Annotated in this window: 15 protein-coding genes and 1 pseudogene; 10 read left to right on the forward strand and 6 right to left on the reverse strand. The window is 59.7% G+C overall.

Features of this window, described 5'->3' with window-relative positions; translation table 11 throughout:
- Positions 1 to 56: 56 nt before the first annotated feature.
- Both N438_RS08135 and mfd read right to left on the reverse strand, forming a co-directional pair.
- Entirely contained in the window at positions 57 to 1,016 is a 960-nt protein-coding gene (locus N438_RS08135; RefSeq protein WP_012542231.1) for a L,D-transpeptidase family protein, read from the reverse strand.
- A gap of 163 nt (positions 1,017 to 1,179) precedes the next feature.
- Complete coding sequence (gene mfd, locus N438_RS08140; protein ID WP_116696210.1) at positions 1,180 to 4,626, reverse strand: transcription-repair coupling factor; 3,447 nt, start codon at positions 4,624 to 4,626, stop codon at positions 1,180 to 1,182.
- A 39-nt stretch (positions 4,627 to 4,665) separates the two neighbouring features.
- Here mfd and N438_RS27895 point away from each other — a divergent pair.
- The 9 genes and pseudogenes from N438_RS27895 to N438_RS08185 all read left to right on the forward strand — a co-directional run.
- Positions 4,666 to 4,794, forward strand: a pseudogene (locus N438_RS27895) (hypothetical protein); the annotation flags it as partial.
- 136 nt (positions 4,795 to 4,930) lie between these two features.
- Complete coding sequence (gene lolC, locus N438_RS08150; protein ID WP_012542228.1) at positions 4,931 to 6,130, forward strand: lipoprotein-releasing ABC transporter permease subunit LolC; 1,200 nt, start codon at positions 4,931 to 4,933, stop codon at positions 6,128 to 6,130.
- The gene (gene lolD / locus N438_RS08155; RefSeq protein WP_002900798.1) at positions 6,123 to 6,824 is read left to right on the forward strand and encodes a lipoprotein-releasing ABC transporter ATP-binding protein LolD; all 702 of its coding nucleotides are present in this window, start codon (positions 6,123 to 6,125) and stop codon (positions 6,822 to 6,824) included. The genes lolC and lolD overlap by 8 nt, the downstream gene beginning before the upstream one ends.
- Positions 6,824 to 8,068: a lipoprotein-releasing ABC transporter permease subunit LolE gene (gene lolE, locus N438_RS08160; RefSeq protein WP_116696211.1), complete on the forward strand. Its 1,245-nt coding sequence runs from the start codon at positions 6,824 to 6,826 to the stop codon at positions 8,066 to 8,068. The genes lolD and lolE overlap by 1 nt, the downstream gene beginning before the upstream one ends.
- Before the next feature lie 48 nt (positions 8,069 to 8,116).
- Positions 8,117 to 9,028 (forward strand): N-acetylglucosamine kinase, encoded by a 912-nt coding sequence (nagK, locus tag N438_RS08165; RefSeq protein WP_008806006.1) that lies wholly within the window; start codon positions 8,117 to 8,119, stop codon positions 9,026 to 9,028.
- 14 nt (positions 9,029 to 9,042) lie between these two features.
- Positions 9,043 to 9,873, forward strand: coding sequence for a Sir2 family NAD+-dependent deacetylase (gene cobB, locus N438_RS08170; protein WP_008806007.1), 831 nt, complete (start codon positions 9,043 to 9,045; stop codon positions 9,871 to 9,873).
- A gap of 90 nt (positions 9,874 to 9,963) precedes the next feature.
- Positions 9,964 to 10,311 carry a hypothetical protein gene (locus tag N438_RS08175; protein WP_116696212.1) on the forward strand — a complete coding sequence of 116 codons (348 nt, stop codon included), beginning with the start codon at positions 9,964 to 9,966 and terminating at the stop codon, positions 10,309 to 10,311.
- 251 nt (positions 10,312 to 10,562) lie between these two features.
- Positions 10,563 to 12,191 carry a long-chain fatty acid--CoA ligase gene (locus tag N438_RS08180; protein ID WP_116696213.1) on the forward strand — a complete coding sequence of 543 codons (1,629 nt, stop codon included), beginning with the start codon at positions 10,563 to 10,565 and terminating at the stop codon, positions 12,189 to 12,191.
- Positions 12,188 to 13,912, forward strand: a complete 1,725-nt coding sequence (locus tag N438_RS08185; RefSeq protein WP_072121800.1) for an aldehyde dehydrogenase family protein — start codon at positions 12,188 to 12,190, stop codon at positions 13,910 to 13,912. Before N438_RS08180 ends, N438_RS08185 begins: the two co-directional genes overlap by 4 nt.
- Before the next feature lie 44 nt (positions 13,913 to 13,956).
- Here the strand turns inward: N438_RS08185 and potD are convergent, their stop codons facing one another.
- The 4 genes from potD to potA are packed head-to-tail and all read right to left on the reverse strand — an operon-like array spanning position 13,957 to position 17,759.
- Positions 13,957 to 15,003: a spermidine/putrescine ABC transporter substrate-binding protein PotD gene (gene potD, locus N438_RS08190; RefSeq protein ID WP_023297371.1), complete on the reverse strand. Its 1,047-nt coding sequence runs from the start codon at positions 15,001 to 15,003 to the stop codon at positions 13,957 to 13,959.
- Entirely contained in the window at positions 15,000 to 15,785 is a 786-nt protein-coding gene (gene potC / locus N438_RS08195) for a spermidine/putrescine ABC transporter permease PotC (protein ID WP_012542218.1), read from the reverse strand. Before potC ends, potD begins: the two co-directional genes overlap by 4 nt.
- Entirely contained in the window at positions 15,782 to 16,639 is an 858-nt protein-coding gene (potB, locus tag N438_RS08200) for a spermidine/putrescine ABC transporter permease PotB (protein WP_008806020.1), read from the reverse strand. Before potB ends, potC begins: the two co-directional genes overlap by 4 nt.
- Positions 16,623 to 17,759: a spermidine/putrescine ABC transporter ATP-binding protein PotA gene (potA, locus tag N438_RS08205; protein WP_012542217.1), complete on the reverse strand. Its 1,137-nt coding sequence runs from the start codon at positions 17,757 to 17,759 to the stop codon at positions 16,623 to 16,625. Before potA ends, potB begins: the two co-directional genes overlap by 17 nt.
- A gap of 257 nt (positions 17,760 to 18,016) precedes the next feature.
- Between potA and pepT the strand changes: the two genes are divergently transcribed.
- Positions 18,017 to 19,249, forward strand: a complete 1,233-nt coding sequence (pepT, locus tag N438_RS08210; protein ID WP_012542216.1) for a peptidase T — start codon at positions 18,017 to 18,019, stop codon at positions 19,247 to 19,249.
- Positions 19,250 to 19,266: the final 17 nt, after the last annotated feature.

A 19,266-nucleotide genomic window follows, 5' to 3' on the forward strand; every position in this document is an offset into this window, starting at 1 on the left:
CCTTGCCAACAAAAAACCCGCCATCAGGCGGGTTTTTTGTTTTGTGCAGCGTAAGACTACAACGACTGCGGTCCAGGGGCAGCATGACGCGTGACGTCAATGGGCATGCCCGAGCGGTAATTCATCGCGCGCTCCATCACCGTCCCGTCGGTTTGCGGCGCCTGTTTGAACTCCGTCATGGTCGCGTTAAGCGTAATGGGCAAGGTCTGCGGGTCGTCATCGATATGCTCAGACAGCGGCTGATGGACTTCAACCAGACGGCGGCCATCCGGCTCTACCGATACCTTGATCGGCGTGTTAATGATATTCACCTTAGTGCCTGGCGAAATGGCGTTGTACAGCGCCTTGATATCGTTGTCGCGCAGACGAATACAGCCGGAGCTGACGCGCATGCCGATGCCGAAATCGGCATTGGTGCCGTGCAGGAGATAGACTCCGCCATAGGCGGCGAGGCGGATGGCGTGATGGCCCATCGGGTTGTCAGGACCGGCTGGCACCACCGCCGGCAGCTCAATCCCCATTGCCTTATAGCGGGCGCGAATGTTAGCGGTGGGCGTCCAGGTCGGATTGGCCCGCTTGTCAGACACGGTCGTGACCATCGTCGGCGTGATGGTGGTTCCGCCCAGCTGGCCGATGCCGATCGGGTAGACGGTCACTTCATTCTTACCCGGCGGGTAATAGTAGAGGCGCAGTTCGGCAAGGTTAATCACCAGCCCTTCGCGCGGCGCATCGGGCAGCAGCGTCTGCAGGGGGATGGTCAGCACGCTGCCGGCGCGGGGAACATAGGGGTCAACCCCGGGATTGGCCTGCAGCAGGGCCAGAAAGCCGACATTGTACTTTTTGGCAATCGCCTCCAGCGAACCGCCGTTATCCTGCACCACGTGGAACGTATTCTGACCTACCAGCCGGCTGCCCGGCGGGGGAAGGGGCCAGGTGTTGGCGCGCGCGGGCAGAGCCAGCGCGGCGACCAGCGCGACCAGCGCCAGCCAGAGCGTAACGGGGAAACGGTTTCTCATTACCATAACTCCAAAATATATAAGTGGTTATTTTTATATGAAAAGCAGATGAGATTATGGCGTGAGTCTGTGTGGGGAAATCCAGGCGGATTGCAAAATGTTTGTAAAGATTGCCAGGTATGTAAGAAGGGAGATACGGCCAGGGGGCCGTATCTCCTGCCAGTCAGGCGACGGCGTTCTCTTCCAGCTGACGCATAAACTGGCGAACCCAGTCCATCCGCGTTTTACGCTCTTCCAGATCCTGCATGAATTTCAGGCGCGTCGGCCCGTCCAGCCGGAAGTGCTGGGGCTGCTTCTGCAGCAGGCCGATCAACCACACCGGATTGACGTTGTTTTTCTCGTTAAATTCAATCACGCCGCCTTTTTCGTTGCTTTCCAGTTTGCGGATCCCCAGTTTCTGCGCCTGCTGACGCAGACGGGCAATATCCAGCAGGTTGCGGGCGGCATCGGGCAGGCGGCCAAAACGATCGATCAGCTCGACTTTGATCTCCTCCAGATCGAGTTCGTTTTTGGCGCTGGCAATGCGCTTATAGAATGACAGCCGCGTATTGACGTCAGGGATGAAATCGTCAGGCAGCAGGGAAGGCATGCGCAGTTCGACCTCCGTCTGCTGGCTGGTGAGATCTTCCAGCGAGGGTTCGCGTCCGGCTTTCAGCGCATCGACTGCGTTCTCCAGCAGCTCCATATACAGAGAGAAACCGATGGTTTCCATCTGACCGCTCTGATCTTCGCCGAGCAGTTCCCCGGCCCCGCGAATCTCCAGATCGTGGGTCGCCAGCGCAAAGCCGGCGCCGAGATCTTCCAGCGACGCAATGGCTTCAAGGCGCTTTTGCGCATCGGTGGTCATCGCTTTCGGATGCGGCGTCAGCAGCCAGGCATAGGCCTGATGATGCGAACGGCCAACGCGGCCGCGCAGCTGGTGCAGCTGGGCGAGGCCAAAATGGTCGGCGCGTTCGATGATGATGGTGTTGGCAGTGGGAATGTCGATCCCGGTTTCGATGATGGTGGTGCACACCAGCACATTGAAGCGCTGGTGATGGAAGTCATTCATCACCCGCTCCAGTTCGCGCTCCCGCATCTGGCCGTGGCCGATGGCTATCCGCGCCTCCGGCACCAGCTCCGCCAGCTTGTCGGCGGCTTTCTGGATGTTTTCGACGTCATTAAACAGATAGTAGACCTGGCCTCCGCGCAGCGTTTCGCGCAGGATCGCCTCGCGCACCACCAGGGCGTCGTATTCGCGAACGAAGGTCTTCACCGCCAGACGGCGCGCCGGCGGCGTGGCGATGATCGACAGGTCCCGCATCCCGCTCATCGCCATGTTCAGCGTCCGCGGGATCGGCGTGGCGGTGAGGGTCAGGATATCGACATCGGCGCGCATTGCTTTGATGCGTTCTTTGTGACGAACGCCAAAGCGGTGCTCTTCGTCGACGATCAGCAGCCCGAGATCGCGCAGCTTCACCTCGCTCTGCAGCAGCTTGTGGGTGCCGATTAAGATATCGATTTTGCCTTCCGCGGCCTGCTCGAGGATCTGCGCCTGCTCTTTAGCGCTGCGGAAGCGGGAGAGCATTTCGATGCGTACCGGCCAGTTGGCGAAACGATCGCGGAAGTTGTCATAGTGTTGCTGAGCCAGCAGGGTGGTCGGCACCAGCACCGCCACCTGCTTGTGGTTCTCCACGGCGAGGAAGGCGGCGCGCATAGCCACTTCGGTCTTACCGAAGCCCACATCGCCGCACACCAGGCGGTCCATGGCCAGCGGCTGGCACATATCGCTGAGGACGGCGTTAATCGCCTGCGCCTGATCCGGCGTGGTTTCAAACGGGAAGCCGTCGCAGAACAGCTGATACTGTTCGCGGTCGTGTTTAAAGGCAAAGCCCGCCTTCGCCGCGCGCTGGGCGTAGATATCCAGCAGCTCTGCCGCCACGTCGCGTACTTTCTCAGCCGCTTTTTGTCGCGCCCGGGTCCAGGCATCGCCGCCCAGCTTGTGCAGGGGCGCGTTCTCTTCCGCCCCGCCGGCGTAACGGCTGATAAGATGCAGGGAGGATACCGGAACGTATAGCCTGGCATCGTTGGCGTAAGTCAGCATCAGGTATTCGCCGGTGATGCCGCCGGCTTCCAGGGTGGTCATTCCCGCATAGCGGCCCACGCCGTGCTCCAGATGGACAACCGGCTGGCCGATATGCAGTTCGACAAGGTTGCGAATGAGGATGTCAGGGTTGATTGTGCGACGTGAATCCTGCCGGCGGCGCGCCACGCGCTCGCCGAGCAGGTCGCTTTCGCAAATCAGCGCCAGGCCGCGCTGACTGTCAATAAACCCGTGTTCGGCGGCGCCAATCATCAGATAGCGGCCATTGCCGGTGGCTTCTTCCAGACGCAGCACGTGTTTTGGCGCAATTTTAATCCGCGCCAGCATTTCGCTCAGCGCTTCACGGCGACCCTCGCTTTCCACGGAGAAGATCACCGGGCCGGTAAAGGACTCGAGGAAGCGGCGCAGATTATCCAGCGGCGCTTTGTTTTGCGCCTGCACCGCGAGATCAGGCAGCGTCTGGTAGCCCAGATTGGTATTCGCCGCTTTGTCCGCCAGGCGCTCGGTTTTCAGCTGTACGCGCGGCCATTTTTTCAGTTCGCCGAACAGCTCATCGCTGCGCAGCCACAGCAGTTCCGGCGGCAGGAGCGGGCGCATCGGATCGACGCCGCGGTTTTCGAAGCGGGCGCGGGCTTCATTCTGGAAACGTTCCGCGCTGGCCTCGAGATCGCCGGTGTTGACGATCAGGGTGCTGGCCGGGAAATAGCTAAATAACGGCGGCAGCGGCTCGCTGAAGAACAGCGGCTGCCAGTATTCGATACCGACAGGCAGTGTCCCTTTACTGACCTGCTGATAGATATGCTCGGCATCGCGCTTCACCTCAAAACGGTCGCGCCACTGACTGCGGAACAGCTCGATGGCGGTCTGGTCGGTGGGAAACTCGTGCGCCGGCAGCAGGTTAATGGCCGCCACTTCCTCCAGCGTGCGCTGGCTGTCGACGTCGAACAGACGCAGGCTGTCGATTTCATCGTCAAAGAAATCGAGGCGGTAGGGCTGGTCGCTGCCCATCGGGAACAGGTCGAGCAGCGCGCCGCGGGTGGCATATTCGCCGTGCTCCATCACCTGATCGACATGGCGATAGCCGGCGCCCTCCAGCTGATCGCGCAGCGCATCGCGCGACAGGCGCTGGCCCTTTTTCATCACCAGCGCGTGCCCGTGAAGGAAGCTGTGCGGGCAAACGCGCTGCATCAGGGTGCTGACCGGGACGATCAGTACGCCGCGCTGCATGGTGGGTAACTGGTAAAGGGTGGCTAGGCGGGAGGAGATGATATCCTGGTGCGGCGAGAAGCTGTCGTAGGGGAGCGTTTCCCAGTCAGCCAGCCCCATCACCATGCTGTCGGTGAACTGCCTGATCTCGTCGTTCAGACGCAGCGCGTTTTGCATGTCAGGTGCCACCAGCACCACCGGGCCTTTGTGGCGTTCGGCCATCTCTGCCACCAGGGTAGCGCAGGCCGCGCCGGTCAACTCGCCAAGCTGGCGCAGATCACCGGCTTTGGCCGGCAATGAGTATCGATATTGTTCAGGCATAGACGGTTTCATGGTCTCTTGGGGATTCGCTCTGCCGATATGGAGGGCAACTCGCTGATATTCAATAGTGAGATTATCCGCGATTGGTCTGGATTCGCCAACCCGAATTGCCATCAGGTGTTGGTTCAACAAACATCCGGGTTGCGGATAAGCGTAAAGATATATCAGCAAGGTCTTATCTATCCGATTGTATTTGCTTGGTTTTTAGGATTATTGCTAATAAAGTCGTCAGGTATCAGTCATTTACGCTGCTCGTATTCGCTTATATACTCGGGCATCGGCTATCAGCAACCAGATGGATGACATGTACCAACCTGCCGCACTCTTTATCGGCCTGCGCTATATGCGCGGGCGCGCAGCCGACCGCTTCGGTCGATTCGTCTCCTGGCTCTCAACCATCGGCATTACGCTTGGCGTAATGGCGCTGGTGACGGTCCTGTCGGTGATGAACGGCTTTGAACGCGAGCTGCAAAACAATATCCTGGGGCTGATGCCGCAGGCCATTCTTAGCGCCAAACAGGGCTCGGTGAATCCTCAGCAACTGCCGGAGCGCGAGGCGAAACTCCAGGGGGTGACCCGCGTGGCGCCGATCACGACCGGTGACGTCGTCCTGCAGAGCGCGCGCAGCGTGGCGGTCGGGGTGATGCTGGGCATTGATCCGGCGCAGAACGATCCCCTGACTCCGTACCTGGTGAACGTCAAACAGAGCGATCTGCAGGCGGGCAAATATAACGTTATTCTCGGCGAACAGCTGGCGGGCCAGCTGGGAGTTAATCGTGGCGATCAAATTCGTGTGATGGTTCCTTCCGCCAGTCAGTTTACGCCAATGGGTCGCGTGCCGAGCCAGCGTCTGTTCACGGTTATCGGCACCTTCGCCGCCAACAGCGAAGTCGATGGTTATCAGATGCTGACCAACATCGACGACGCCTCTCGTTTAATGCGTTATCCGCTGGGGAATATCACCGGCTGGCGCTTGTGGCTGGATAAACCGCTGCAAGTGGATACCCTGAGTCAGCAGACGCTGCCGCCGGGTACCCAGTGGCAGGACTGGCGCGAGCGCAAGGGCGAACTGTTCCAGGCGGTGCGCATGGAGAAAAACATGATGGGCCTGCTGCTGAGCCTGATCGTCGCCGTCGCGGCCTTCAACATTATTACCTCGCTGGGGATGATGGTGATGGAGAAGCAGGGCGAAGTGGCTATCCTGCAAACTCAAGGGCTGACGCCGCGGCAGATCATGGCCGTCTTTATGGTGCAGGGCGCCAGCGCCGGGATCGTCGGCGCGCTGTTGGGAGCCGTGCTTGGCGCGCTGCTCGCCAGCCAGTTGAATAATTTAATGCCGATCATCGGCGCCTTCCTTGACGGCGCGGCGCTGCCGGTGGCGATTGAGCCGCTGCAGGTTATTGTTATCGCCCTGGTGGCGATGGTGCTGGCCTTGTTGTCTACGTTGTACCCTTCCTGGCGCGCTGCCGCCACTCAACCCGCTGAGGCTTTACGTTATGAATAAGATCCTGCTGCAATGCGACAACCTGTGCAAACGCTATCAGGAAGGCAATGTGCAAACCGATGTCCTGCACAATGTCAGCTTCAGCATTGGTGAAGGCGAGATGATGGCCATTGTCGGCACCTCCGGCTCTGGCAAAAGTACGCTGCTGCATCTGCTCGGCGGCCTGGATACGCCCACCTCTGGCGACGTGATTTTCTCCGGTCAGCCGATGAGTAAGCTTTCCACCGCCGCGCGCGCCGACCTGCGTAACCGCGAGCTGGGCTTTATCTATCAGTTCCACCATCTGCTGCCAGACTTTAGCGCGCTGGAAAACGTGGCGATGCCGCTGCTGATTGGTAAAAAGAAGCCGGCGGACATTGAACGCCAGGCGAAAGCGATGCTGCAGGCGGTCGGGCTTGAACACCGCAGCCATCACCGTCCGTCGGAGCTCTCCGGCGGTGAACGCCAGCGGGTGGCGATTGCCCGCGCGCTGGTGAATAAACCGCGGCTGGTGCTGGCGGATGAACCGACCGGTAACCTTGATGCTCGCAACGCCGACAGCATCTTTCAGCTGCTGGGCGAACTGAACGTCGCGCAGCGCACCGCGTTTCTGGTGGTGACCCACGACCTGCAGCTGGCGAAACGCATGAGCCGCCAGCTGGAGATGCGTGATGGCCGTCTGACCGCCGACCTGACCCTGATGGGGGCCGAGTAATGGCGTCTCCGTTATCGTTACTGATTGCATTACGTTTCAGCCGCGGACGGCGGCGCGGCGGCATGGTGTCGCTGATCTCGGTGATCTCCACCATCGGCATTGCGCTGGGGGTGGCGGTGCTGATCGTCGGCCTCAGCGCGATGAACGGTTTTGAACGCGAGCTGAACAACCGCGTGCTGGCGGTGGTGCCGCACGGCGAAATCGAACCCGTGAACCAGCCGTGGAATAACTGGCAGGAGGCGCTGGCGAAGGTGCAGAAGGTGAAGGGGATTGTCGCGGCAGCGCCCTATATTAACTTCACCGGCCTGGTGGAGAGCGGCAGCAATATGCGCGCCATCCAGGTGAAAGGGGTCGACCCGCAGCAGGAAACCCGGCTCAGCGCGCTGCCCACCTTTGTGCAGAATAACGCGTGGGCCGGATTCAAGGCCGGCGAACAGCAGGTGATTCTGGGGAAAGGGGTCGCCGATGCGCTGCACGTGAAGCAGGGGGACTGGGTGTCGATCATGATCCCTAACGCCGACGCCGACCATCAACTGCTGCAGCCAAAACGCGTCAGGCTGCATGTGACCGGAATTTTACAGCTGAGCGGCCAGCTCGATCATAGTTTTGCCATGATCCCGATGCAGGATGCGCAGCAGTACCTGGAGATGGGCAGCAGCGTGACCGGCATCGCCATCAAGGTCAACGACGTTTTCCACGCGAACAAGCTGGTGCGCGACGCCGGCGAGGTGACCAACAGCTACGTCTACATCAAGAGCTGGATCGGCACCTATGGCTATATGTATCGCGATATCCAGATGATCCGCGCCATTATGTACCTGGCGATGGTGCTGGTGATCGGCGTGGCCTGCTTTAACATCGTCTCGACGCTGGTGATGGCGGTCAAAGACAAAAGCGGCGATATTGCGGTGCTGCGCACGCTTGGCGCAAAAGACGGCTTAATTCGCGCGATTTTCGTGTGGTATGGTTTATTAGCCGGATCGGTAGGCAGCCTGTTCGGGGTAGTGATCGGCGTGATCTGCGCGTTGAACCTGACGTCAATCATCAACGGTATCGAATACCTGATTGGGCATAAATTCCTCTCCGGCGACATCTATTTTATTGACTTCCTGCCGTCAGAACTGCACTGGCTGGACGTCTTTTATGTGCTGGTGACAGCACTGTTGCTGAGTTTGCTGGCCAGCTGGTATCCCGCCCGCCGCGCCAGCCGCATCGACCCGGCGAGGGTGCTGAGTGGCCAGTAATTTATCGTCATCGTCGGCTTTGCTGACGACACAAGAGGAATTGCTGAAATGTATTATGGATTTGACATTGGCGGCAGCAAGATAGCGCTGGGCGTATTTAATCAGGAGCGGCGACTGCAGTGGGAAAAACGCGTCGCCACGCCGAAAAGCAGTTATGAGGATTTTCTCCAGGCGGTGGAGGCGCTGGTCCGCGAGGCCGATGAGCGCTTCGACCAGCAGGGGTCGGTCGGGATCGGTATTCCGGGGATGCCGGAAACGGCAGACGGCACGCTGTATGCCGCTAACGTGCCAGCCGCCAGCGGCCGGCCGCTGCGCACCGACCTCAGCGCGCGGCTGGGGCGCGATGTGCGTCTCGATAATGACGCCAACTGTTTCGCGCTGTCTGAAGCGTGGGACGATGAGTTTACGCAATACCCGCTGGTGATGGGGCTGATCCTCGGCACCGGCGTGGGCGGCGGCCTGGTGTTGAACGGTAAATCGATTACCGGACATAGCTATATCACCGGCGAGTTCGGCCATATTCGCCTGCCGGTGGATGCCCTGGAGGTGGTCGGGCGCGATTTTCCGCTGCTGCGCTGCGGCTGCGGCCAGCTGGGCTGCATTGAAAATTATCTCTCCGGCCGCGGTTTCGCCTGGCTGTACGAACATTTTTACCAGCAACCGCTCTCCTCGCCGGAGATAGTGGCGCAGTGGCAGCAGCACGATCCGCGCGCCCAGGCGCACGTTGAGCGCTATCTCGATCTGCTGGCGGTGTGTCTGGGGAATATACTGACCATTGTCGACCCGGATTTACTGGTGCTCGGCGGTGGATTATCTAACTTTACGGCCATTAGCGAAGGGCTGGCGCAACGATTGCCGCGCCATCTTCTGCCGGTCGCCAGGGTTCCGCGCATTGAGCGCGCACGCCACGGCGATGCCGGGGGAATGCGCGGTGCGGCCTTCCTTCACCTGACCCATTAATCACAGAGGTAGCTATGCAGTCGCGCCGTTTACATCGATTGAGCCGTTTTCGTCGCAATAAACGTCGGTTGCGTGACCGTCTGCGTCAGCGGATTTTCTTTAGGGAGGACAGGATGAAACCTGAAGCGATGGCAAAACCGAGAGTGGTGGTGTTAACCGGCGCGGGCATCTCGGCAGAGTCGGGGATCAAAACCTTCCGCGCGGCGGATGGCCTGTGGGAAGAGCATCGGGTGGAAGATGTGGCGACGCCGGAAGGCTTCGCCCGCGATCCGGCGCTGGTGCAGGCGTTCTACAACGCCCGTCGTCGCCAGCTGCAGAGCCCGGAGATCGCGCCGAACGCGGCGCATCTGGCGCTGGCGCGTCTGGAAGATCTACTGGGCGACCATTTCCTGCTGGTCACCCAGAATATTGATAATCTGCACGAGCGCGCCGGCAACCGCCGGGTGATCCATATGCACGGCGAGCTGCTAAAGGTGCGCTGTTCGTGGAGCGGCCAGGTGCTGGAGTGGACCGGCGACGTCACCGCTGAGGACAAATGCCACTGTTGCCAGTTCCCGGCGGCGCTGCGTCCGCACGTAGTCTGGTTTGGCGAGATGCCGCTGGGGATGGATGAGATCTACAGCGCGCTGGCCGACGCGGATATTTTTATCGCCATCGGTACCTCCGGCCATGTCTATCCGGCGGCTGGCTTTGTGCACGAGGCGAGGCTGCACGGCGCCCATACCGTTGAACTGAACCTGGAACCCAGCCAGGTGGGCAGCGAGTTTGCCGAGAAGCACTACGGGCTGGCAAGCGAAGTGGTGCCTGCCTTTATCGATAAGCTGCTGCAGGAAAACCCGCTATAAACTGAAGCCGCCTGCCGGTAGCCAGGGCCCTGGCCACTGCTTCCGGCAGCGCTGCTGACAAGGATGAAACGTCATGACAGGAGTCAGACCATGCATAATCCGCTGGTTATCGAAGCGATCATGTTGATCGCGGCCATTATCGTTGGCGTCTGGAGCCAGCGCGCTTTACCGCTACACGCCGATAGTCGGCCGATCCTTTTCATACTGTGCTATCTCATCAGCATCGGCAGCATGTTGTGCCTGCTGCTGGATGGCTTAGCCCTGCTGTTCACCGGTCAGGTCGCGACAGGTAGTGTTGTGCGGATATACGGCCCGTTGCTGCTGCTGGTGGTGCTGTGGAAACCTCTCAACTGGGTTGTCGGCATCATTGATGATTTTTTGATACAGCGAGCCGAAAAAGGGAAGGGCAAAGGCCAGCGCGACGGTGGACGACGCTGATCGTTTTCCGCTGCGCCACACACGCTATCGCCCGGCCCGCTGCCGGGCGATACCCGCCCTGAGCAATGACCTGCCTGTTATGATTTCGTCTTTTTCCTCCTGAATCATTTCTTACTCTATTTTGTGCGTGACCGCTGATTTCTGTACGTTTTTTTGTGCAGACCGGCAAATGTAGACCAGATTCAATAGGCGCCCGCACGATCGTGCCGCGACCCTGTTCCCTGCCGGAATTCTGTAAAGGAGACCCCGTAATGCCGTCACCGATGATTTATCAGGATCTCACCACTGCCGCGCTGCTCGGCCATGCGGCGCAATATCACAGCGAGACCGAGATTGTCTCGGTGAGTACTGGCGGTGAGAAGGAGCGCAGCAGCTGGGGGGAGGTGGCCAGCCGCGCTCAGCGGCTGGCATCGGCGCTGGCGTCGCTGGGGCTGCCGCCAGGCGCCCGCTGCGCTACCCTGGCATGGAACAATCGCCGCCATCTGGAGATCTATTTTGCCGTCGCCTCCGGCGGCTGGGTGACGCACACTGTCAACCCGCGGCTGTCGGTTGACCATCTGCGGTATATCCTCAACGACGCTGCCGACGAAGTGCTGTTTTTTGACCAGACCTTTCTGCCACTGGTGGCGCAGCTGCTGCCGCAGCTGCCGACGGTGAAACACATCGTGCTGATGGAACCCCGCAGCGAAGCGGCGCTCAGCCAGTTGCCCTCATTGCTGTTTTTTGACGATCTGTTGCAGCAGGGGACAGTAGACTATCGCTGGCCGCAGCTCAATGAACTGAACCCAGCTTCGCTCTGCTACACCTCGGGAACTACCGGCCGGCCGAAAGGGGTGTTGAATACCCATCGTTCGCTGGTCCTGCACGCCCTGAGCGGCAACCAGCCGGACGCCGCCGGCATATCGGCGAAGGACAGCCTGTTGCCGGTGGTGCCGATGTTCCATGTCAACGCGTGGGGGACGCCGTTTATCGCCGCTATGGTCGGCGCGCGGCTGGTGCTGCCGGGGCCGCACCTCGATGGCGACAGCCTGCTGCAGCTGCTGGCCACCGAGAAGGTAACGGTGGGGTTTGGCGTGCCGGTGATCTGGGCCGGCTTGCTGGCGGCGATGCGCAGGACAGAGGTCCGGCTGCCTGAATTTAAACGTGCACTGGTTGGCGGCTCCGCGCTGCCGCCGTCGATGGCCGAGGCCTTTCAGCGTGATTACGGCATTGAACTGACCCACGCCTGGGGAATGACCGAAACATCGCCTATCGGCACCATCAACACGCCGTTGAGCAAACATGACGCGCTCCCGGCACAGGAGCAGCAAAAGCAGCGCGCCGGTCAGGGGCGGCCCATATTCGGCATCGAACTGCAGGTAGTGGACGTGGATGGCGAACCGTTGCCCCGGGATGGTCAAAGTCAGGGGTATCTGCAGGTCAGAGGGCACTGGGTGGTGGAGCAGTACTATGGTCAGGACGCGAGCGCCCTGACCGCGGGAGGCTGGTTTGATACCGGCGATATCGGTACGCTCGACGCCAATGGTTATCTGGTGATCTGCGATCGGGCAAAGGATATTATCAAGTCCGGTGGCGAGTGGATCTCCACCGTTGAGCTGGAGAATATCGCCATCGCGCATCCGGCGGTGCGCAGCGCGGCGGCCATCGCCGCCCGTCATCCGCGCTGGGACGAGCGGCCGGTGCTGCTGTGCGTTCGCGCGGAAGGGGGCGAAGTGGAAGAGACCGATCTGCTGACCTGGTTTGAGACGCGGGTGCCAAAGTGGCAGATCCCGGACCGGGTGATATTTGTCGACGCGCTACCGGTCAGCGCCACGGGTAAGGTGCTCAAAAATCAACTGCGCCAGGCCTACGGAGAGATTTTAATGAGTGAGGGAAAATGAGCCATGCGCGACCCGGTCTGACGACCTGCTCTCAGTATGATGCTGCCCTGTACGCCTTGTCGGCGGCGCGCCAGCGTTGGGCGGAAACCTCAGTGAACCGTCGTCTGGCGCTGCTGCGCCAGATCAAGGATGCCCTGGCCGGTATTGCCCCGGCGTGGGTGGCCGCGGCGGCGGCGGCCAAAGGGCTGCCGGCGGGCGATCCGCTGGTGGGGGAGGAGTGGCTGGCGGGCCCCTGCGCGCTAATGGTCGGCTGCAACGGGCTTATCGCCACCCTGGAGCAGCTGGAAGAGAAGACCTTTCTGCGGCGGATCCCGCTGCGGACGCTGGCGGACGGCCGCCTGGCGCTGCGGGTGGTGCCCGGCACGCTCTGGGATCGACTGTTGCTGTCTGGTGTTCGCGCTGAGATATGGATGCAGCCAGGCGTCACCCGGGCCCATCTCGACCGCTATGCGGCGCGGGCATACGACATCCCGCCGGCCGCGCGGCAGGGCAAGCTGGCGCTGGTGCTTGGCGCCGGCAATGTGGCCTCGATTGCGCCACTGGATGTGCTACACAAGCTGTTTATTGAAAATCAGGTCTGCCTGCTGAAGCTCAACCCGGTGAATGATTATCTGCACGATCTGCTGGCCCAGGCCCTGGCGCCGCTGATTGCCATGGATGCGCTCCGCATCGTCACCGGCGACGCCCAGGCGGGAGCATGGCTGACCACCCATCCCGCTGTCGATGAGATCCATATCACCGGCTCTCGCGAGACCCATGACGTCATCGTCTGGGGCGACGGTGAAGCGGCTCGCCAGCGTCGGGCCGCCAGGACGCCGCTGAACCCGCGTCGGGTGACTTCGGAGCTGGGCGGCGTCAGCCCTACCATCATCGTACCCGGGCCGTGGAGCGAGGCGGATATCGCGTTTCAGGCGCAGCAGCTGGCGACGCAGAAGATGAACAACGGCGGGTTTAACTGCGTGGCCAGCCAGGTGCTGATCCTGCAGCAGGGCTGGGAGCCAGCGACGGGTTTGCTGAATCAGCTGTACCGACTGATCGCCGCGAATACCCGCCCGGACTACTACCCCGGCGCTGAAAAACGGCTGACCGACTTTCGCCTGCGCGCCCGCCAGCCGCTGGAGATAGCGCGCGGCGACGCGCTGCCGTTGATTGTGGCGAACACCGACGATGACCCGGCGCTCTGTCAGCAGGAGGTCTTTGGCCCGGGGCTGTCGGTCACTCGTCTTGAGGCCGACAGTGCGGAAAGTTTTCTGCGCCAGGCGATCGGCTATGCGAATCAGCGGCTGCAGGGCACGCTGGGGGCCAATATTGTGATCCATCCGCGCACCCGCAAAGCGATTGGACGTAAGCGTTTTAACGCGTTAATCGCTGAGCTGCGCTACGGCACGGTGGCGATCAACTGCTGGAGCGGGGTGGCTTTCCTGTTGGCCCCTTGCCCGTGGGGCGCGTTTCCCGGCCACTCGCTCGACGATATTCAGAGCGGGCGGGGCAAGGTGCATAACAGCTTTATGCTGGAGAAAACCGAGCGCACGGTGATTGAGGCGCCGTTTCGGCCGTTTCCGCGCAGTCTGTGGCATGGCGAACTGACGCTGATGCCCCTGCCGCCCTGGTTTATTACCCACCGGGGGCAGGAAGCGGTGGCGCAGAAGCTGGTGGATTTTTATCATCGGCCGCGCTGGCGCAAGCTGCCGGCGATCCTCTGGCGCGCGCTGAGGGGCTAAGGTGAGAGCAAAAAAAGGCGGAACCGCGGTTCCGCCCTGCGGGATTAGCGGCCCGCTTTCAGCTTCTGGTAATACTCTTCATAAATGGCGCTGGCGCTGCCGACGTCATTCTGCCATTCGCCTTTCTCAATGGTCGCAGCGTCCGGATAGAGCGATTTATCGTTGGCCACTGCCGGGCTGAGCATTTTGCGCGCCGCCAGGTTTGGCGTGGGGTAGCCGATGGTTTCCGCGACCTGTTTGGCGACATCCGGGCGCAGCAGGAAGTTAATCAGCTTCAGCGCGCCGTCGACGTTTTTGGCATTCGCCGGGATCGACAGGCTGTCCATCCAGAAGATGCCGCCTTCTTTCGGCCAGATCACCTCCAGCGGGGTACCGGCCTGGCGTGCGACGTAAGCCGAGCCGTTCCATACCATCCCGAGGTTCACTTCGCCTTCCATATACGGGTTCGCCGGGTTATCGGAGTTAAACGCCGCGACGTTAGGCATTAACTTTTTCAGCTCGTTATAGGCGGCTTCAATCTCTTTCGGGTCGGTGGTGTTGCCGGAATAGCCCAGCTTACGCAGCGCCATCTGGAACACTTCGCGCGCGTCGTCGGTCAGCAGCAGGCTGCTTTTGTATTCCGACTTCCACAGGTCGGCCCAGCTGGTGATGGTTTTCGGATCAATCGCATCGCTGTTGACGCCGATAGCCGTCGCCCCCCAGATATAGGGAATGGAGTAGTCGTTATTCGGATCGAACGGTTTGTTCAGCATCTGCGGATCGAGGTTGCTGAAGTTAGTCAGCTTGCTCTTATCGATCTTCTGCAGCATGCCTTCTTTGCGCATCTTGTCGACGAAGTAGGTCGACGGGACGACCAGGTCGTACGCGCCGTCTTTATAGGTCTTGAGCTTGGCGTACATAGTTTCGTTCGACTCGTAGGTCGAATAGATGACCTTGATGCCGGTCTCTTTGGTGAACTGCTCCAGCAGGCCCGGCGGTACGTATTCGGTCCAGTTATAAAAATAGAGCGTTTTGCTATCGTCCGCGTGTGCGGCGCTCATGCCGATTGCCAGAGCGCCGGCTGCGAGCAGGTGGCGTGACCATTTTTTCATTTTAACGTCCCCTGAGTTTTATCACGTGCAATTAACTGACTGGCGATGACCATCACCAGCGACAGAACCAACAGAATCGTGGCCAGGGCGTTCACCTCAGGCGAAACGCCAACCTTGACCATCGAATAGATCTTCAGCGGCAGAATTTCATATCCCGGACCGGTCACGAACGAAGAGACCACCACGTCATCCATCGACAACGTGAAGCTCAGCAACCACCCGGCGGCGACCGCCGGCAGGGCCAGCGGCAGGATGATTTTGCGCAGGATGGTCATCTCGCTGGCGCCCAGATCTTTCGCCGCCTCCAGCATCCGCACATCAAAGCCTTTCAGCCGGGAGTAAACGGTGACCACCACAAACGGCAGGCAGAAGGTGATATGCGAAAACAGCAGCGACCAGAAACCAAGCTGAATACCGATCAGCATAAACAGCACCAGCAGGGAGATGGCCATGACAATATCGGGCGACATCATCACCACAAACAGCATGCCGCTAACGAACGGCTTGCCGCGAAAGCGGTAGCGGTACAGCGCCACGGCGGTCAGCGAGCCGATAAGGGTGGCGAAGGTTGCCGACAGCACCGCCATGGTCAGGGAATGCTGGGCGGCCTGCAGCAGGCTATCGTTGTTCATCAGCAGGCTATACCAGTCGGTGGTGAACCCCTGCCAGTTGATACCAAAGCGCGACCGGTTAAACGAGTTAACGATCAGAATAATAATAGGGATGTAGAGATACGCGTAGATGGCGGTCATAAAGCCGCCGCGCAGCAGTCGACCGATCATTCCAGCTCCACCTTTTTATTCAGCAGGCGCGCCGCGCGCCAGTAAATCAACAGCATCAGGCCCATCACCAGGGTTAAGGTAATGCTGGTTGCCGCGCCGAACGGCCAGTCGCGAATATTCAGGAACTGACTCTTGATCACGTTGCCGATCAGCAGGTTCTTGGCGCCGCCCATCAGGTCGGAAACGTAGAACAGCCCCATCGCCGGCAACATCACCAGCAGACAGCCGGCGATGATCCCCGGCATGGTCAGCGGGATGATAATGCGGATAAAGGTCTGCAGCTTGCTGGCGCCGAGATCTTTCGCCGCTTCCAGCAGCGGGCGATCCAGTTTCTCAATGCTGGAGTAGAGCGGCATCACCATAAACGGCAGCAGGATATATACCAGGCCGATAATCACCGCCGAGGGGGTGAACATAATGCGTATCGGCGTGTCGATCACCCCTAACCACAGCAGGAACTCGTTCAGATAGCCTTTGGTACTGAGGAAAATCTTCAGCCCGTAAATACGGATCAACGAGTTGGTCCAGAAGGGAACGATCAGCAGAAACAGCAGCAGGGGGCGTACCTTCTGCGGCAGCCGGGCGAGGAACCACGCAAACGGGTAGCCCAGCGCCAGGCAGGCGAGGGTCGCCAGCAGCGCCATGTTCAGCGAATGCAGCAGCACGTCGTAGTAGAGCGGATCCAGCAGCCGCGAGTAGTTGTCCAGCGTGAAGACCAGCTTGACGAAGTTGGCGTCGTCGCGGGTCAGAAAGCTGGTGGCGATGATCATCAGGTTGGGCAGGAAGACAAACAGCACCAGCCAACCGACGATGGTAGCGATCACCACATTCTGGAATTTACTGGAGTTCTTCATCGGCCAGCACCACCTCCCAGCTCTCCACCCAATTGATAGACATTTTCTGGTCAAGAGAGTGGTCGAAATCCGGGTCGTCTTCGTTAAAGAACTCGCTGACCATCACCATTTTGCCGTTTTCCAGCTCGACCACCGACTCAAGGGTCATCCCCTTATAGTTACGCTCGCGCACATAGCCGATCAGGCCGTCGGCGTCGCTGTTGTGGTGGATCTCATCGACGCGCAGATCTTCCGGGCGCAGCAGGACGTGCAGACGCTGGCCGGCCTCCACGGCAAAATTGACGGTGATATTGCACTCCCGTCCTTCGACGTTGGCGCGCACGCGCTGCTCGTCGAGGCGCTCGATCACGGTGGCGTCGAAGATATTGATCTCGCCGATAAAGCTGGCGACGAACAGGTTTTTCGGCTCTTCGTAGATCTCTCGCGGGGTGCCGTCCTGTTCGATTTTGCCATCGCGCATGACCACGATGCGATCGGACATGGTCAGGGCCTCTTCCTGATCGTGGGTCACGAAGACGAAGGTGATCCCGAGCTTACGCTGCAGCGCTTTCAGTTCGTTCTGCATCTGCTTGCGCAACTTGTAATCCAGCGCCGAAAGGGATTCGTCGAGCAGCAGCAGGCGCGGTTTGTTAACCACCGCGCGGGCGATGGCCACGCGCTGCTGCTGGCCGCCGGAGAGCTGGTGCGGTTTGCGCTGGGCAAAGTCTTCCAGCTGCACCATCTTTAAGGCATCCAGAACCCGCGGGGTGATTTCCGCCGCCGGGGTTTTCTGCATCCGCAGGCCAAAGGCGACGTTCTCGAATACCGTCATATGCGGAAACAGGGCGTAGCTTTGAAAGACGGTATTGACGTGGCGGTTTTCCGCCGGGACATGGGTGATATCGTGATCTTCGAGATGGATCCGTCCGCTGTCGACGTTTTCCAGGCCGGCGATAAGGCGCAGAACGGTGGTTTTACCGCAGCCAGAGGGGCCAAGCAGGGTGAGAAACTCACCATTGTTGATGGTCAGGTTAAGGTTATCAATGACCGTTTTACCATCAAAGCTCTTGCGAATTCCCGCCAGTTGCACCAGCGGCGAACGCGAACGCGGTTGTATATTCAATTTTTGACTCTGTCCCATGTAGACGCAACGGAAACTTCCGACCGCTGCGGGGTTTGTGATTAACCACCTTTGGGGTTGCACGTTTTTAATAAGGGCCAGCATTCTACGGCAAACGAGGGTAATCGCCAATCCTTGATACGCCTGCATAGTCTACCTTTACACCATAACGTCGGTTCCGTTATTAAATTTCGCTTTACGGGCTAAGAATGACCTGACGCAATATTTGTCTTTTCTGGCTTATGAATAATGTTGTCACAAAAGAAGAGGGTGGCTACATGGATAAATTGCTTGAGCGTTTTTTGCAGTACGTTTCTTTGGACACGCAGTCGAAGCCTGGCGTTCGTCAGGTCCCCAGCACGGAAGGGCAGTGGAAGCTGTTACGCCTGTTGCAGGCGCAGCTGGAAGAAATGGGACTGGTCAAGGTAACGCTGAGTGAAAAAGGGACGGTAATGGGAACCCTGCCCGCCAACGTGGAGGGCGATATCCCGGCCATCGGCTTTATCTCTCACGTCGATACTTCCCCGGATTTCAGCGGTAAAAACGTTAATCCGCAGATTGTCGAAAACTATCGCGGCGGCGATATCGCGCTGGGTATCGGCGATGAGGTGCTCTCCCCGGTGATGTTCCCGGTTCTGCATCAGCTTTTGGGGCAGACGCTGATCACCACCGACGGGAAAACGCTGCTGGGGGCGGACGACAAGGCCGGCATCGCCGAGATCATGACCGCGCTGGCGACCCTGCAGGCGAAAAACATCCCTCATGGCGATATCCGCGTGGCCTTCACCCCCGATGAAGAGGTCGGAAAAGGGGCGAAGCATTTCGATGTCGAGGCCTTTGATGCCCGCTGGGCCTATACCGTCGACGGCGGTGGCGTGGGGGAACTGGAGTTTGAAAACTTCAACGCCGCCTCGGTGACCATTAAGATTGTCGGCAATAACGTGCATCCCGGCACCGCAAAAGGGGTGATGGTCAACGCGCTGTCGCTGGCTGCGCGCATTCATGCCGAAGTGCCGGCCGACGAGGCGCCGGAGACCACCGAAGGTTATGAAGGCTTTTATCACCTCACCAGCATCAAAGGCAGCGTGGATCGGGCCGAGATGCACTACATCATCCGCGATTTTGACCGCAAGCACTTTGAGGCGCGTAAACGCAAGATGATGGAGATTGCTAAAAAGGTCGGCAAGGGGCTGCACCCGGACTGCTATATCGAGCTGGTGATCGAGGATAGTTATTACAACATGCATGAGCAGGTGATCGCCCATCCGCACGTGGTCGATATTGCCCGCCAGGCGATGGTGGACTGCGATATTGAACCGCAGATGAAGCCGATCCGCGGCGGCACCGACGGCGCGCAGCTCTCGTTTATGGGACTGCCGTGCCCGAACCTGTTTACCGGCGGCTACAACTATCACGGCAAACATGAGTTTGTCACCCTGGAAGGGATGGAGAAGGCGGTGCAGGTGATCGTGCGTATCGCCGAGCTGACGGCAACACGAAAAGGGAAATAGCCTTCGCAACCAGGCCG

This window comes from Klebsiella sp. GL120222-02, assembly GCF_003097195.1.
GTDB lineage: Bacteria > Pseudomonadota > Gammaproteobacteria > Enterobacterales > Enterobacteriaceae > Klebsiella > Klebsiella variicola.

Excerpts from the sequence above, each read along its gene's own strand:
- lolC (WP_012542228.1), top strand. The coding sequence starts at position 4,931 with ATGTACCAACCTGCCGCACTCTTTATCGGCCTGCGCTATATGCGCGGG.
- N438_RS08175 (WP_116696212.1), top strand. The coding sequence starts at position 9,964 with ATGCATAATCCGCTGGTTATCGAAGCGATCATGTTGATCGCGGCCATT.
- lolE (WP_116696211.1), top strand. The coding sequence starts at position 6,824 with ATGGCGTCTCCGTTATCGTTACTGATTGCATTACGTTTCAGCCGCGGA.
- cobB (WP_008806007.1), top strand. The coding sequence starts at position 9,043 with ATGCAGTCGCGCCGTTTACATCGATTGAGCCGTTTTCGTCGCAATAAA.
- lolD (WP_002900798.1), top strand. The coding sequence starts at position 6,123 with ATGAATAAGATCCTGCTGCAATGCGACAACCTGTGCAAACGCTATCAG.
- nagK (WP_008806006.1), top strand. The coding sequence starts at position 8,117 with ATGTATTATGGATTTGACATTGGCGGCAGCAAGATAGCGCTGGGCGTA.
- potC (WP_012542218.1), bottom strand. The coding sequence starts at position 15,785 with ATGATCGGTCGACTGCTGCGCGGCGGCTTTATGACCGCCATCTACGCG.
- N438_RS08185 (WP_072121800.1), top strand. The coding sequence starts at position 12,188 with ATGAGCCATGCGCGACCCGGTCTGACGACCTGCTCTCAGTATGATGCT.
- potA (WP_012542217.1), bottom strand. The coding sequence starts at position 17,759 with ATGGGACAGAGTCAAAAATTGAATATACAACCGCGTTCGCGTTCGCCG.
- N438_RS08135 (WP_012542231.1), bottom strand. The coding sequence starts at position 1,016 with ATGAGAAACCGTTTCCCCGTTACGCTCTGGCTGGCGCTGGTCGCGCTG.
- N438_RS08180 (WP_116696213.1), top strand. The coding sequence starts at position 10,563 with ATGCCGTCACCGATGATTTATCAGGATCTCACCACTGCCGCGCTGCTC.
- potB (WP_008806020.1), bottom strand. The coding sequence starts at position 16,639 with ATGAAGAACTCCAGTAAATTCCAGAATGTGGTGATCGCTACCATCGTC.
- potD (WP_023297371.1), bottom strand. The coding sequence starts at position 15,003 with ATGAAAAAATGGTCACGCCACCTGCTCGCAGCCGGCGCTCTGGCAATC.
- mfd (WP_116696210.1), bottom strand. The coding sequence starts at position 4,626 with ATGCCTGAACAATATCGATACTCATTGCCGGCCAAAGCCGGTGATCTG.
- pepT (WP_012542216.1), top strand. The coding sequence starts at position 18,017 with ATGGATAAATTGCTTGAGCGTTTTTTGCAGTACGTTTCTTTGGACACG.